Here is a 13,949-nt window from a genome sequence, read left to right as displayed (position 1 = left end):
ATGCAGGATGCATAATGGTCGATTCTTACAGCTGTGGCTTTTCTCTGATTTCATTTTCCTTTCCATCGTCTGTTCTCTTTCAATCTCCAAAGTGATAAACTTGAATTGTCGTAATATTGAAATATTTAAGCGGGGATTCACAAAAATTACAAAACCAGGAGATGAGGGAGGCTTGAAAAAACTATTTCTTCTTATTACATCACTATCTTTACTAGTAATGTTGGGGTGTGAATCGGAAAGTAAATCAGCAGACACTAAAAATAACAAATTGGAATATCAAGGCAGCATTGTTGCCGTAGGCGAGGAATATACGAAGTGGAATCTAACTCCAACATTTAAGTATCATACAAAAGATCAAAGAACTGGTGAAAATGTCAGTTATGAGATAATTGGAAAAAAAGATAGCTTTGGAATAACAGGCCCTTTCCCGATAATAGCTAATAAAAGTCAAAAGTATATGTGGTTTTATTGGGGGAAGAAACCGATCAAAGATCAGCCTGTAAAAGTAATGGCTTACAAAAAAGGCTCCAATGAATTAATCAAGTTATTTTCAGGGGAGTTTTATGAAGGTGCGCAGATAAATGAGAAGGAAGTGAATATGCCATCATCTTTGAAGTTTCCGGACTCTGGAATATGGAATGTACTTGTTTTCATTCATGATGAACTTTCTGGAAATGTTGTCGTGCAAGTAGCAGAAAGGGGTTAAATCATAACCAAATGGAGGATTGTTATGAAAAAAACGATTCTATTTGTACTTTTGCTGACGGTGCTTGCAGGTTGTGGAAAAAACAGTTCAGAACTCATCAAAGATGCCGATTCAAAAGAAAAATGGGAGGTCACTCCTACATTTTCTATTAAGAGAGAAGTGAATGGGGTAGAGCGTGAAACAGTATTCAGAGGGTACAAGGGAAAGGTGGCTTTTATGAACACGATAAAATTCGTACCCAAACATCCTGTGAAGACAAGATGGTTCTTTTGGGGAGAAGAACTGGAGGAAAGAAATGAAGAGAACTTCAAACTGATTGGTATCCACAAGGAATCTCAACAAGAAAAGATATTAATTGATTCAAATGCCTGGGAAATTCCTAATCCAATGTATGTAGAGTCCTCACTTAAAACTGCCCTTAATGCAAAAGCCTCCCAAAATACAGTATTCTCTCTTCCAAAGGCCGGATTATGGCGGCTGGAAGCTTATGTTGGAGAAAAACTGTATGGAAGTATCGTGGTGGAAGCAGATTAAGCTATTAATTTAGAAGGAGGGGGTTATTCTGGAATGGTTAATCTCCTGGTTTGCGTTTTCAATAGCGATGGGAGCATGTGTAGAAACGATTAACAGGAATAAAAAGTTAGAGAAAAGAATTAGAGAGTTAGAAGTTTACATTGGGGAGGATGAGCATAATCATGAACGAAAAACAGAAGCTGATTGACATGATAAAGAAGGAGTATCGACGTGATTAGGAGAATATAGTTACTTGGAGAATACATACGAGACTGCCACCTCAAAATTTGAATAAACCAGGAGGTAATCATGGGTAGGTTAGTGCATTTCGAAATTCATGTCGATGATATGGAGAGGGCTAAAAAGTTTTATGGAGAAGTATTCGGATGGAGATTTGAAGATTGGAGCGAGTTTGCTGGAATGCCTTATTTCGGAGCTGTGACTGGTGATGATTCAGAGCCGGGAATCAATGGGGCTTTGATGCAGCGGCAAAGTCCTCCGCCAGAGTTGAATCAGCCGGTGAATGGCTATACTTGTACAATGGGGGTAAACGATTACGATTCCACGGAAGCGAAAATTCTTGAAAAAGGCGGCAAGGTTGCAATGCCAAAATATGCATTGCCAGGAATGGCATGGCAAGGTTACTACGTGGACACGGAAGGCAATATACTTGGCATTCATCAGCCAGATGAAAATGCAAAATGAGGACCCTGGGATTCAGGGTTCTTTTCTTTAGTGGAATAAACTATTCATAATGGAAGAAGTAGGGGAGAATTTGGCATAAGTGCTGCATTAGTCTTCTTCTGTTTGTATAAATAGGTGTTTTCATCATTTTACCTGGGATGGGAACGTATATCTTTTTGGTGTATTTATTGGGAGCAGCCATTTTCCATATATGGATATGGAAAAAGAAGGGCATAGTTATTTTCCTTTTGGTTCTTTCCTTTTTTGCGTCAAGTATTTTTGGTTTATTATTTCATTTTTACTGAAAATAAAGATAATGGAAAAATATTAGGGGGCGCATGGAATATCTCATCTGCTGACAAGAGACTAGAATACGAGAAAAAGAAAATTTATAAGAAAGTGCTAATGGGAATAATTCTGGCTGGGTTAGTAGTCATAGGTGTGGGCTGCTACGGTATTTACTGGGCATTCTATGATATGGACAGACTGCCGAAAGGAGAATTACTTACCGAAGATATTTCACCAGGCGGGAATTATTCCTTAAGGGCATACGTGGGGAACTAGTCTACCATGAAAAAAATAATACCGAAACTATCTATTGGAATAACGAAGAAAAGACAGCAAATATTGTCTGGAAGGATAATAATACTGTTACCATTAATGGTCATACGTTAGATGTACCAGGTGATACATTCGATTTCATACATGAATGAAGGAACTACCACAAATGAAGGGTAAGTTCCTTCTTTTCATTTTATAAACTATTTCCCAAAAGCTGCGCTTTGAAAAAGAGCTGGAAGATAATCTGCATTGATAATCACGAGTATGGTGATTAATACAAAAAACACAAACGCTGGCATCGTTTTACCGATGGTATCTTTGATTCTGACATGGGCGAGACACGCTATCAGCATGGTAATTCCAAGCCAGATGCCGGCCAGAACGAGAACTTCGATAATCCAGTAGCCTGTGATGAGCATGGCGACTCCGATTAATTGGACAATGCCTGTAACGACTCGGAACCATTGTGGCAGTTTGATTTGCTTAAATATGCCTACCCAATATTTGACTCCGATAACTTTGCTGATACCTGAAAAGGTAAAGTACAGAACCAATAACGATTGAAGAACAAGGGAAAGTATCGCCATTTCAGTTTCCTCCCTATATTTTTTTCGATGCGTTTATTTCAAAATGGTTAACTCCATCTGCTGAAGATGATCCTTATCAGTTACGACATCGACTCGGGTAATTTTATCGTTTCGGTAAGTGGGCACAAGGACGAGCAGCAGCTGTCCTTTTGGAGCCACGATGATGCCGACTGCTTTATTGACGATGGCAGGAAATGCGGCTTTGGCACGGCCGTGCATGAGTTTTTCTGCGACTACGTGAGCACCATTTACCTCTCCTGCTGCGCTTGTATATACAGATGCCCGGTCGTCACGCAGAACAACATTTTCATCGAGTACTTCAAGAAGCGCCTCGAAGTCTCCTTTCCTTGCCGCAGTTAGAAAAGAGTCAACTATTTTCCTTTGTATACTTAAATCGGTGTCAGGGGATTTTTCCGCTCCTTGTACCCGATGACGGGCCCGGCTGGCAAGCTTTCTGGTCGCAGCTTCAGAGCGGTCGATGATAGGCGCAATTTCTGAAAAAGGTACAGCGAATATGTCATGCAGGACAAATGCGATTCGTTCAACGGGCTTTAACGTATCAAGTACAACAAATAACGCGAGACCAACAGAATCGGCAAGCACAGCCTCCTGTTCAGGGCCTGCCATTTCGTTACGAGCGAGCATTTGATCATTTTCATAGGCTTCCATCGTTTTTTCTCGCAGTACCTTTCCCGAGCGAAGCATATCTAGGCAAATGCGTGAAACCACTGTTGTCAGCCACCCACGGATATTTTCCACTTCTTCTAAATCAGAGCGATTGAGACGAAACCAGGACTCCTGCACAGCGTCTTCAGCACTGCTCCTCGATCCGAGCATGCGGTAAGCCACTGCCTGCAGATGGGTCCGGTTTTCCTCAAATTTCTCTGCCAGCCAATTATTTTCTTCCATCGCCCCATTCCTTTCTTACATGTTCTTATAAGTATAACGAATGAAATCTGTCCGATGTGACAGGGAATGGGGAATTTTTTTGCCTAAAAGCTATAAAATGACAGGTATCATAAAAAACATCTGACAAACATAACTCCCGCAAAACGTTTCAATAAGATAGCTTTAAGTTAAGAATACTTTTATAAAAGTATGGGCTGGTGTGACAGCATAAACCAGAAAGGGTGGGTCTGCATGTACGGTATATCGAATAAGTCATGGCCGCAAAGGTTGACGATCATCTTAAGTGAGTGTTTATTTCTGCTATTTGTATATGAATTTTTATTTCCAGGCTGGAGTGATTTTTTTCGGCTGTCCGAGGGTGATTTTGGACGGAAAGTGCTCTTGTTTATATTTTGCATAATTGTTTTTTTAAGAATGAGCTTTATGGTGGTTTATCTGTTGAAGCGGGGGATTACCTGGGAAGAGACCGGCGGTGTTATTTTTGCGTTTGCTGTATATTATATTGGTTTTTCTATTCTTGGCGGAATCAGTGAGGAGCCTTTGGATTGGATTGATGGTATCGCAGTGTTTATTTTTTTGACTGGATCCGTAATAAACACATTGTCTGAAGTACTGAGAGATCAGTGGAAAAAGGATAGCAGGAATAAAGGAAAACTTTATACAGGGGGCTTATTCAAATACGCTGTTCATATCAATTATTTCGGGGATGTGGTCTGGGTATGCGGATTTGCATTACTGACACGGAATGTGTGGGCGGGGCTAGTTCCATTATTTTTACTGGCCATGTTTATTTTTCTTAATATTCCAAAGCATGATAGTTATTTAAGAGTGAAATATGGAAAGGCATTTGAAGATTATGAAAAAGTGACTAAAAAATTAATTCCATATATTTATTAAGTGTAAGTTGAATATACTAACCGGTAGTAAAGTAATAGTTGAAACTGCCGATATAAGGGGTAGGTATTGTAAAGTTGATACTTAACTTTGTAAAAATGAAATATAGAAATCAAATGACCAAGGCAGTATAGGAAGAAACCTCTATGTCAGCCTTGGTTTTTTTAGGGGACTAATATTGTAAATAGTAATTAGTGCTTCAAAATGCCTTTTTTAAATAGTTAAATATATTCAAATCATAGTTAACAATAATAAATAATCCAGCAATTGGGTATAGGAATATCCATGGGGGTGTAAGTATCAACACACAACAACTCGAAATAAGAATTGAGCAACTAAGACAAAAGATGCACCTGTTATATTCAGAAGACCCAAACAACCTCCAAGTTATTCAAGTGTCACAATCTTTGGATGAGCTCATAAATGAGTATCATCGGAGGACATGGTCTAAAAGGAAAAGGAAGACCGAAATTTTGTCCTAGAGGATTATGACAGGGGAAAGCAGCCATATATGTGATGCTTTCCCCTTTTTAAAGTTAACTCCCCATTTTTTAACAATTTCCTGTTTGAGTATAGAATGAAGGTGGTATTTTATTAAATATCAACTTCAAAAGATTTCTAAAGTAAAGGTGATGAAATGCAATTAAAACACCAAAAAATTCTTGTCTTTCATTCATTGGCTTTTGAAACGAATGACTTAGAAATAAAGAAAGACACACGTTTTGACAATGGGACAAAAATCGTTGATGAGAAAGGTGATTACATTCTGTTTTATTATCACCCTTCTTTAAAGAGAATAGTGTATACGTTCAAAGACATGGAAGACACCTACTTTCTTTGTGTATGACCTTCATGGTTACAATGAAGAAGTTAATAAAAATATGTGTTTAGATAGGAAATGAGCTGTCCTGCGCTGGGACAGCTCCTTTCCGTTTATAATTCTTTATGATGGAAAGGGCATTTGCCTTCAATAGGTTTGATGTCATCTCCAATGAAGGATTGCTTCCATTCATTATGATTGGGATCGCCAAAATGACTGATATCAGGATGTGTCGGGAGTCCATCCCATTTTTCCACACGACTTCTCACTTTTTCGCGTGACATGATGCCGCCTTTCTCTGTTCCTTCCAGCCCTTGAAAAATGACGCGAGGCTGGAATCCTAGAATCAGACTGTTTCCCAGGTCTCTCGTTTTTCGCTGCTTATATGCCGGGGCATTCCCGAATGTGAAGATAGGCTGGCCGGCAAAATGAAAATCCCATAAGTAGTGCTCGGGATCTTTTGGGGCGTCTTTTGGCCAGGGGAAACGATCTTTTTCATGGAGGTACTGTAAAATATCCCAGAAATAGGAGCGGTAGTATTCGATGGATTGTTCCTCCGTTTCTGGTTCGACAAAAATGAACAGGCCATGCCGTTTGGAATCCGGCTTATCAAAGAGATGGAGGAAACTTTCAACTGCATCAGGCAAGTGATCCCATTTATCGTGGTCGATAAAGGAATAACGGAGTTCTCCTCTTCGTTGTCCCGTGCGACCGAAAAAACAAGGGAAAGTAGGGTCGGTTACGATGCTCTGAAAAGTTTCATATTCCTTTGCTAACCAATCAGGTATGTAATCAGAGTTTTCCTTTTCCATTGCTTCTTTTGTCAGCAGGTATGGGGAGTCTTTAATTAACATGATCGTCTCCTTCATGTGAGTGCTATATTTTACATTAATTCTATTGCCTAATTCCACTTTCCCGAAACATAGGCTTTCATAATATAGGACTGCTATTTCTTTTCTACATTTACAACAATGCGAACTGGCTTTCTACAAAATTTTTATATAAAATGATGTTATTGAGGTTATTATTAGAAAATTCACAAATTTATTAAGGTAGAAGCTTCACTAATTAAAGAAATAATAAAAAGGTTAGGGGCTGAAGATCGGTGACGCTAGGGGGTTACTTAAGAAAGTTAAAGTCAGTTTCAATCGGGATCATTATCATAAGTTTGTTACCTTCCCTTATCTCAGGTTTAGACCAGACTTTTAATCTCAGAAATTATCAAATGAATGGAAAGACGTACGATATCTTTCCAGGGATATTCGAAAAGTATTTCTATTCAATGACAATTGTACTCGGCGCATTAGTGATTGGTTTGTTTTTTGCCATTCTGTTTACGTTTGGGGCAACGTTATTGCCGCGGTTCTTAAAAAGATTAGTATATGGAATACTTACTGTTTTCGAATCGGTTCCTGATCTTTTGATTGTCCTTTCCTTACAAATGTTCATCATCTATATATATCAGAAAACGGGCTGGCTGATCAGCAATGTGACTGTGGTGTATGATGATAAAATTTATCTGGTGCCTATTCTGGTTTTATCCGTTCTTCCAACGATTCAATTGTTTAAGATAACGTTTCTATTATTAGAGGAAGAGAAATACAAGCCTTATGTAAATGTAGCCAAATCCATGGGCTTAGGCGATTATTACATATTGATCCGCCATGTTTTCCGAAACGTTCTTTTCAACCTGTTTCTGTATTTTAAGACGATTTTCGTTTTCCTGCTCTCTAATCTTTTTATCGTGGAGTATATTTTTAACATTCATGGATTGATGAGGATCATGCTCAGCCCGAATACCTTTGTATTTCTTATCAGCACGATTTTGATTGCTGTTCCATTTCTATATGTATTTGAGCTGGCACAATGGATGATTCATAAATCTACAGGAGAAAGGGAGAAGGAAGCGGCATGAATGTTGGTATCTGGAAGCAGCCTCAATTTATAACCGGATTGATCATTCTGGTTTCATTGTTGGTCGCAAGTTTTGTTTATCCCTATTTTTTTGAACTCCCAAAAGAAACCAAATACTTATATGAAAATGGGAATCTTGTGGATGTTGCTCCTTTTCCTCCCTCCCTGGTCCCGCCATTCGGTACCGATGTCTTCGGAAGAAACTTGCTGGCACTCATCATTAATGGGGCGAAATATACGCTGCTGATCGCTTTTGGTATTGCGATGGTGAGAGTTATGCTTGGTGCGGTTTTGGCAGTAATCTATCATCATTACCATGATAAACTGCGTCCTTTGTTTGAGGATATCATCGAATCCACTTTATTCATTCCACCTGCTATCCTGGGTTATGTGTTCCTGAGTCCGCTTGCCGTAAAATATTCTCAGGAAAATAGTGGGTTTGCGGAAATGGTGGCCACCCAAAGTCTCGTATTAATTCTGATGGGTGTACCGCCACTGGTGTCTGTTTTCTCCAAAGATATGGCGAAAATTACAGACAAGGAGCACATCGTCAGTACGCTTTCCTTAGGAGCAAAGAATCGCTACGTCTACTTTAAGCATGTACTTCCGGAGATGGCAAGCCGCTTCTGGCTCGTCATTGCACAGCAGATCATCCAGGTACTGATCTTGCTTTCCCACCTCGGGGTCCTTTATATTTTCATCGGAGGTGCGGCGACTATCATAGACGGAGACTTACTTAGTGCCCACGAAGTGTATGTATCCCTTACGGGTGAATGGGCAGGGTTGATTGGCAGCAACTATGAAGCTATCTATCATACCCCTCATATCGTGCTGATACCTTTGGGATTCTTTTTTTTAGCAATTTTTTCTATGAATCTTGTCATCAATGGGATCCAAAACAATTTGAAATGGAGCGACAGGGGAAGGGGATGGTGACAATGCTTGATGTGAAAAACCTGAAGGTGATGTTTCATTCGAAACAAGCGGAAATGGTCGCTGTCGATGAGGTGAGTTTTTCCGTCCGGGCAGGTGAGACGGTCGCCTTGATCGGTGAATCAGGCTCCGGGAAGAGTGTCACCTCCCAGGCAATCATGGGGTTGCTGCCGGATAATGGTCGTATCGCAGGCGGGGAAGTTTCTTTTCTGAATCAGAATCTAGTAAAGCTGTCAGAAAAAGAAATGCGGCGTATCCGCGGAATGAAGATTTCGATGATTTTTCAGGATGCGACGGTCTCCCTGAACCCGACGATGAAAATAGGAAAGCAGATAGTAGAAGGATTGCACTATCATCAGCTCTTCCCTAAAAAAGAAAGCAAGGGGGAAGCATTACGATTGTTATCGATCGTGGGCTTTGAAAACCCGTCTGACATCTATCATCAGTATCCGGGAGAATTGTCTGGCGGGATGAAGCAAAGAGCTCTAATCGCGATGGCCATTTCCTGTGAACCCCAGCTTGTCATTGCTGATGAGCCGACTACGGCATTGGATGTGACGATTCAAAAACAAATACTGGATCTGATGGATGATTATAAGCGGCGGACAGAAACTTCCATTCTTCTTATTACGCACGATTTCGGCCTCGTTTCCGAATATGCCGACCGTGTACTGGTCATGTACGAGGGGAAAATTGTCGAGGCAGCCGATGTTTTCACTTTGTTCAGAAACCCTGTTCATCCCTATACTAAAGGACTGATGAACAGTATTCCAAGAATTGAAGACCCAAGAGTCATGCTGCAAACGGTAAGAGATATGGCCGTGCAGGAAGGCACGTTTGAAGGAAGGGTGTTTGCACCTGAGGTATTCTCAAAGGATGGAGTAACGTATCATGCTCCTTCAGCCTTGATAGAAGTGGAAAAAGGGCATTTTGTCCGGTTCTTCACCAATAAAATGGAGGTTTCACGGACATGAATAAGAAATTAGTTGAAATACGGAACCTTTCGACCCAATTTAAAAAAGGAGCCAATATACATAAAGCAATCGAGGGTATCACATTCGATGTGTATGAAGGGGAATCACTTGGAATCGTCGGGGAATCAGGTTCAGGAAAAACGACGCTTGGCCGCACCATCCTGCGTCTGTTAACTCCTTTCCACGGAACGATTCAATTCGATGGTATCGACCTTTCATCCATGGACGCCAAACAATTAAGAGTGTGGAGGAAGGATTTCCAAATGATTTTTCAAAATCCATATGAATCACTCAGTCCTCGACTTAAGGTAGGAGAAATCATTGAAGAGCCGATGGTCATCCAGAAGATGTTAACCCCGAAGGAACGGACGAACAAGGTGTATGAGATGCTTGAAAATGTCGGCCTTCCCAAGAGTGCTTATCAGAAGACGATCCATGAATTTTCAGGCGGGCAGAGGCAGAGAGTTGCGATTGCAAGAGCGCTCGTCATGAATCCGAGGCTTGTGATAGCTGATGAACCCGTTTCCGCTCTTGATGTTTCCGTGCAAGCCCAAATTCTGAACTTGTTGAAGGAGCTCCAGACAGAATTCAATCTCACCTACATTTTCATTTCGCATGATTTGAGTGTCGTCCATCATATGAGTGACAGGGTAGGAGTGCTCAACAAGGGCCATATGCTTGAAATAGCTGCGAAAAACGAAATTTACCAGAATCCGATCCATCCCTATACCAAATCCTTACTCGCTTCTATTCCGAAGGTAAACCCAATGATGAGAGGGCTGGAAGCAGAGCCCGTGGAAGTCCCGCCACAGCCGCCGTATCCTCCGCATCTCATTGATATCGGAAATGATCATTACGTGGCTGCGGATGTTATTGAAATCCAGAATTACCGAATGAATAAGCAGGTACATAAGTCCGAAAGTTAGAAATGCTGTTGTAAAGCCGTAGCTCGATTAGCTGAGCTGCGGCTTCATCATGGAAAGGACCGGAATATATTTTCCCTGCATGAAAATGCCAGAAGGATTTTGCTAAACGAGTAAACCTATTTACGGCTATAAGAAAAGCCATTACAATAAAACTATCAGAAATTTTAAAAAACTCTACAGCAACAACATGGGAGGGAGATGCATAATGAGCGGTCTGTACAGGGTTTTGGTTGTGGATGACGAGATGCTGATCCGTCAGGGTATAATAAATTATATAGATTGGGAACAGGAAGGATTTGAGGTTGTCGGCGAAGCTTCCAATGGGAAAGAAGCTCTGAAGTTGATCGAAGCATTACAGCCTCATATCATACTTACGGATGTGGTGATGCCGGATATGGATGGCATCGAATTAGTCAGGGAGGTGAAAATGCAGTATCCATCCATCGAACTAATCGTCTTAAGCAGTTTTGAAAATTTTGATTATGTCCGCTCGACTTTCCAAAACGGGGTAGCCGATTACATATTAAAACCCAAATTGAATGGGGAAGAACTCATCAAAACGTTACGGAGAATCGCACCCGAGCGGCCAGCCGGCATTAATAAGAACCAGTCTGCATCTTCTGTGGAGGAAGTTTTGACAAAGAAGATGTCAGGCGGTTCTTTAACCGAGGCCGAGGATAAGCTGTTGCAGGATCTGGTTTTCAAAAGTTTCACCTTAATCGCGGTTATTGGACTTGAAGCGAGGGATGTTACAGACCAGCTCAGCGAAGTCGACTTGTTTTTGCTGCCCTCTGATGAAAGCGATACCACGTTTTTGCTTCTGAATGGTGAGGAAGAACAATGGCCTGCGCTCAAACAAAGCATCACCAGATGGGCTTTAGAGCATAGGGACGCCCGATTGCTGGTGAGTGCTCCTTTTTCATCGGTTCATGAGCTGCAAACGGTTTACGAAGAAAATCTCGTGAAGATGAAATATTACCTGTTTTACCTGGAGGATCCGGTATTGTGCTATGATTCCTTGCCAGAAGTGGAAAGAACTACCAAGCCATTTGATTTGAGCCGGTTCATCGACTTTTTTAAGCAGAAGAGGTTTGAGCTTGCAATTCCTTCCCTGAAGGAGCATGTTGATTTTTTGACTCGTAATTATACCAATGACATCTTCGAATTTAAATCTTTTCTCGAAAATATCATTTTTAACAGCGTCGTCCTGTTGGGAAATATGAATTACGATGTCGAGGAACTGGAAGGGAAGAAATACGATTATTTTACAGTAATCAATGAAGCCGGGACTGCGAAAACAGCGGTCGCAAGCTTTCATGATTTCATGGATGAGGTCGAAAAAATTATCCAGGTGGAAGATCGTCCATCTAATATGCAGCGGCTGCTTGAGTATATCGATGTCCATTATGCAGAGCCTCTGTCACTGACCACCCTGGCCGATTATTTTCACTTCAATCCATCCTATTTATCCAGTTATTTCAGCAATCATCATAATGTAGGGTTCAGCGATTATTTAAATCATGTGAGGATTGAAAAAGCAAAGCACATGCTGGCGTCAAGTGCTGCTTCTGTGAGTGAGATCAGTGATATGGTCGGTTACTCAGAGCCAAGTTATTTCTGTAAAGTGTTTAAACGGCTGGAAGGATCATCCCCCGGCCGGTATCGCAAGAAATCACCAGTAGTGAATTGAGGATATACCATGAAGAATTTCTTGAAAATCATACGGCATAATAGTTTATTTCTGAAAATGTTTCTAATCATGCTGGTCAGTATTGTGGCGGTCTCTGTACTGATCACTTTCAGTACGATCCGCATGTCCCATAATCTATTTATGGAGACGTTCAGCATCACGAATAGTAAAGTGTTAAGTCAGATAAAACAAGAGTTTGAATCTTTCAGCTACTCGGTTGTATTTACGACGATGAGTGTTGAAAATAATGGGACAATCAAGCGGAGTCTGATCCAGGATCACGTCACATCTACGGATGAGTCCAGCTCCGTTTACACGATATCGCAGCAAATGGAAAATATTTATTCGGACAGCCCCAATGAAGCGAACATGATTGTATTAGGGGAAAATAAGCGATTGTTCAACATGAAATATGCCCACTGGCCTGTGACTGCACAAGAGCTCCTTGACCACAGGATCACCCAATATACGAGAGCGAATCCAGGTACCATCATGTATCAGTATGTGGATGGGAAGATTACGAATGATGTGCCGATGCTGGTTGCGACTAAGGCGCTTATGGAACGTTCTACGGATAATATTTATGGCTACCTTTACATCCCTATCAGGGAACGGGATCTCAGGGAATTTTATGGAGGATACACGAGTAAGGGTAATGATGTCCTGTTAATTGATGGCAGCGGGCAGGTTGTATCCAGTAATAAGCAAGAATGGATTGGCCAGTATGAATCGGATTTACTTGCGGTGGCGAAGGATACTGAAGAAAATAACCTCGAGTATCAGGAGGTCAACGTTTTTGATAAAGATTACCTGCTGTTATCAGCTTCTTTGCCGGCCCTCGACTTGTATCTGATTAATCTCGTCGACCAGGAGATGGTCCTTGATAATCTGGTGGATACGAAAGAAATAGTATTTATCAGTGCGCTTATCGTCCTGATCGCAGTCGTGGTCGTATTTCTCATATCAAGGAGAATAACCAATTCACTGCGCAGGCTGGTCAGACAAATATCTGATATGGCAAAGTATGATTTCGGTAAACCGATAGATGAAAGCGGCGGGTATGAGGCCAGAAAAATCGCCATTGCTTTCAACTATATGCTCAATGAATTACAGGAACATGTCGATGAGTTACTACAGACGCAGCGCAGGCAGCGAAAAGCGGAGCTCGAAGCACTCCAGCACCAGATAAATCCACACTTTCTCTATAACACGCTGACCTCGGTCAAATTTCTGGTGAAGGAAGGTAAAAAAGAAGCTGCTTTTGACACGATAGATGCGTTGATTCCGCTGCTGCAAAATGCACTTGGGAATGTCGATGAAACCATCACGGTTGAACAAGAAGTGGCCAATATCCACAACTATGTACAAATCAATCAAATGAGGTATGGCGACCGGATTAAGGTGAATTCACTCATTTCCCCGGATTGTCTGCATTATCATCTGCCGAAGCTTGTAATCCAGCCTTTCATCGAAAATGCCTTTTTCCATGCCTTTACAAAAAAGAAATATGGGTTCATCCAGATCCTGATCGCCCAGCGGGGGGATAAGCTGATTTGCGAAGTGATCGATACAGGTGACGGGATGGAAGTGGACAAGATGCAAAGCAAGAAAGGAAAACGGCAGCTGTTCAGCGGAATCGGTGTCCGAAATGTCCATGAGCGGATCCAGCTGCTCTATGGTCCTGCATATGGAGTAGAAATTACCAGTGAGGTGGGAAAAGGAACGAAAATAAAAATAACCCTGCCTTTGTCAGATGAAAAAACAAAAGATATTACCATTTCTAAAAATAATACCAAAAGGCGTTTCCTGGATGGTTGAAACTTCTAAAAATAGTTTCA

The 13,949-nt window shown here is 41.2% G+C and carries 15 protein-coding genes and 1 pseudogene; 13 read left to right on the top strand and 3 right to left on the bottom strand.

Features of this window, described 5'->3' with window-relative positions:
* Nucleotides 1–172: 172 nt before the first annotated feature.
* The 4 genes and pseudogenes from JOC33_RS13775 (at nt 173) to JOC33_RS13760 (ending at nt 2,616) form a co-directional block, all read left to right on the top strand.
* The gene (locus tag JOC33_RS13775; RefSeq protein ID WP_205093135.1) at nt 173–706 is read left to right on the top strand and encodes a hypothetical protein; all 534 of its coding nucleotides are present in this window, start codon (nt 173–175) and stop codon (nt 704–706) included.
* A 24-nt stretch (nt 707–730) separates the two neighbouring features.
* Entirely contained in the window at nt 731–1,240 is a 510-nt protein-coding gene (locus tag JOC33_RS13770) for a hypothetical protein (RefSeq protein WP_205093134.1), read from the top strand.
* A 288-nt stretch (nt 1,241–1,528) separates the two neighbouring features.
* Complete coding sequence (locus JOC33_RS13765) at nt 1,529–1,924, top strand: VOC family protein (protein ID WP_205093133.1); 396 nt, start codon at nt 1,529–1,531, stop codon at nt 1,922–1,924.
* A 384-nt stretch (nt 1,925–2,308) separates the two neighbouring features.
* A pseudogene (locus JOC33_RS13760) lies at nt 2,309–2,616 on the top strand (DUF5412 family protein).
* A 48-nt stretch (nt 2,617–2,664) separates the two neighbouring features.
* Here JOC33_RS13760 and JOC33_RS13755 read toward each other — a convergent pair.
* The gene (locus tag JOC33_RS13755; protein WP_205093132.1) at nt 2,665–3,051 is read right to left on the bottom strand and encodes a DoxX family protein; all 387 of its coding nucleotides are present in this window, start codon (nt 3,049–3,051) and stop codon (nt 2,665–2,667) included.
* A 33-nt stretch (nt 3,052–3,084) separates the two neighbouring features.
* Nucleotides 3,085–3,960 (bottom strand): sigma-70 family RNA polymerase sigma factor, encoded by an 876-nt coding sequence (locus tag JOC33_RS13750; RefSeq protein ID WP_205093131.1) that lies wholly within the window; start codon nt 3,958–3,960, stop codon nt 3,085–3,087.
* A gap of 438 nt (nt 3,961–4,398) precedes the next feature.
* Here JOC33_RS13750 and JOC33_RS13745 point away from each other — a divergent pair, with 438 nt between their 5' ends.
* The 3 genes from JOC33_RS13745 to JOC33_RS13735 all read left to right on the top strand — a co-directional run bounded on the left by JOC33_RS13745 (nt 4,399) and on the right by JOC33_RS13735 (nt 5,701).
* A complete protein-coding gene (locus JOC33_RS13745; RefSeq protein ID WP_205093130.1) occupies nt 4,399–4,857 on the top strand; it encodes a methyltransferase family protein in 459 nt (152 codons plus the stop codon).
* 245 nt (nt 4,858–5,102) lie between these two features.
* Nucleotides 5,103–5,336, top strand: coding sequence for a Spo0E family sporulation regulatory protein-aspartic acid phosphatase (locus JOC33_RS20725; protein WP_420825717.1), 234 nt, complete (start codon nt 5,103–5,105; stop codon nt 5,334–5,336).
* A 155-nt stretch (nt 5,337–5,491) separates the two neighbouring features.
* A complete protein-coding gene (locus JOC33_RS13735; protein ID WP_205093128.1) occupies nt 5,492–5,701 on the top strand; it encodes a hypothetical protein in 210 nt (69 codons plus the stop codon).
* An 86-nt stretch (nt 5,702–5,787) separates the two neighbouring features.
* On the opposite strand, the gene JOC33_RS13730 is transcribed toward JOC33_RS13735, so the two are convergent.
* Nucleotides 5,788–6,528 (bottom strand): YqcI/YcgG family protein, encoded by a 741-nt coding sequence (locus tag JOC33_RS13730; RefSeq protein ID WP_205093127.1) that lies wholly within the window; start codon nt 6,526–6,528, stop codon nt 5,788–5,790.
* Nucleotides 6,529–6,899: 371 nt separating this feature from the next.
* Between JOC33_RS13730 and JOC33_RS13725 the strand changes: the two genes are divergently transcribed.
* From JOC33_RS13725 to JOC33_RS13700, 6 genes are all read left to right on the top strand, one after another.
* Nucleotides 6,900–7,589 (top strand): ABC transporter permease subunit, encoded by a 690-nt coding sequence (locus JOC33_RS13725; protein ID WP_205093126.1) that lies wholly within the window; start codon nt 6,900–6,902, stop codon nt 7,587–7,589.
* A complete protein-coding gene (locus JOC33_RS13720) occupies nt 7,586–8,524 on the top strand; it encodes an ABC transporter permease subunit (RefSeq protein ID WP_205093125.1) in 939 nt (312 codons plus the stop codon). Before JOC33_RS13725 ends, JOC33_RS13720 begins: the two co-directional genes overlap by 4 nt.
* Before the next feature lie 2 nt (nt 8,525–8,526).
* On the top strand, nt 8,527–9,495 hold the full coding sequence (locus tag JOC33_RS13715) for an ABC transporter ATP-binding protein (protein ID WP_205093124.1): 969 nt from the start codon (nt 8,527–8,529) through the stop codon (nt 9,493–9,495).
* Complete coding sequence (locus JOC33_RS13710; protein WP_205093123.1) at nt 9,492–10,421, top strand: ATP-binding cassette domain-containing protein; 930 nt, start codon at nt 9,492–9,494, stop codon at nt 10,419–10,421. Before JOC33_RS13715 ends, JOC33_RS13710 begins: the two co-directional genes overlap by 4 nt.
* Before the next feature lie 205 nt (nt 10,422–10,626).
* Nucleotides 10,627–12,111: a response regulator transcription factor gene (locus JOC33_RS13705; RefSeq protein ID WP_205093122.1), complete on the top strand. Its 1,485-nt coding sequence runs from the start codon at nt 10,627–10,629 to the stop codon at nt 12,109–12,111.
* Nucleotides 12,112–12,120: 9 nt separating this feature from the next.
* Nucleotides 12,121–13,929: a sensor histidine kinase gene (locus JOC33_RS13700; protein WP_205093121.1), complete on the top strand. Its 1,809-nt coding sequence runs from the start codon at nt 12,121–12,123 to the stop codon at nt 13,927–13,929.
* Nucleotides 13,930–13,949 lie beyond the last annotated feature (20 nt).

It is taken from the genome of Thalassobacillus pellis, from assembly GCF_016908295.1.
Lineage (GTDB): Bacteria > Bacillota > Bacilli > Bacillales > Halobacillaceae > Thalassobacillus > Thalassobacillus pellis.
The sequence above is the reverse complement of the archived record's forward strand: the minus strand, read 5'-3'. Positions and strand labels throughout refer to the sequence as shown.

Bases quoted from the DNA above. Each gene is read 5' to 3' on its own strand.
- JOC33_RS13770 (WP_205093134.1), top strand. From the start codon at position 731: ATGAAAAAAACGATTCTATTTGTACTTTTGCTGACGGTGCTTGCAGGT.
- JOC33_RS13765 (WP_205093133.1), top strand. From the start codon at position 1,529: ATGGGTAGGTTAGTGCATTTCGAAATTCATGTCGATGATATGGAGAGG.
- JOC33_RS13755 (WP_205093132.1), bottom strand. From the start codon at position 3,051: ATGGCGATACTTTCCCTTGTTCTTCAATCGTTATTGGTTCTGTACTTT.
- JOC33_RS13750 (WP_205093131.1), bottom strand. From the start codon at position 3,960: ATGGAAGAAAATAATTGGCTGGCAGAGAAATTTGAGGAAAACCGGACC.
- JOC33_RS13735 (WP_205093128.1), top strand. From the start codon at position 5,492: ATGCAATTAAAACACCAAAAAATTCTTGTCTTTCATTCATTGGCTTTT.
- JOC33_RS13730 (WP_205093127.1), bottom strand. From the start codon at position 6,528: ATGTTAATTAAAGACTCCCCATACCTGCTGACAAAAGAAGCAATGGAA.
- JOC33_RS13725 (WP_205093126.1), top strand. From the start codon at position 6,900: ATGAATGGAAAGACGTACGATATCTTTCCAGGGATATTCGAAAAGTAT.
- JOC33_RS13720 (WP_205093125.1), top strand. From the start codon at position 7,586: ATGAATGTTGGTATCTGGAAGCAGCCTCAATTTATAACCGGATTGATC.
- JOC33_RS13715 (WP_205093124.1), top strand. From the start codon at position 8,527: ATGCTTGATGTGAAAAACCTGAAGGTGATGTTTCATTCGAAACAAGCG.
- JOC33_RS13710 (WP_205093123.1), top strand. From the start codon at position 9,492: ATGAATAAGAAATTAGTTGAAATACGGAACCTTTCGACCCAATTTAAA.
- JOC33_RS13705 (WP_205093122.1), top strand. From the start codon at position 10,627: ATGAGCGGTCTGTACAGGGTTTTGGTTGTGGATGACGAGATGCTGATC.
- JOC33_RS13700 (WP_205093121.1), top strand. From the start codon at position 12,121: ATGAAGAATTTCTTGAAAATCATACGGCATAATAGTTTATTTCTGAAA.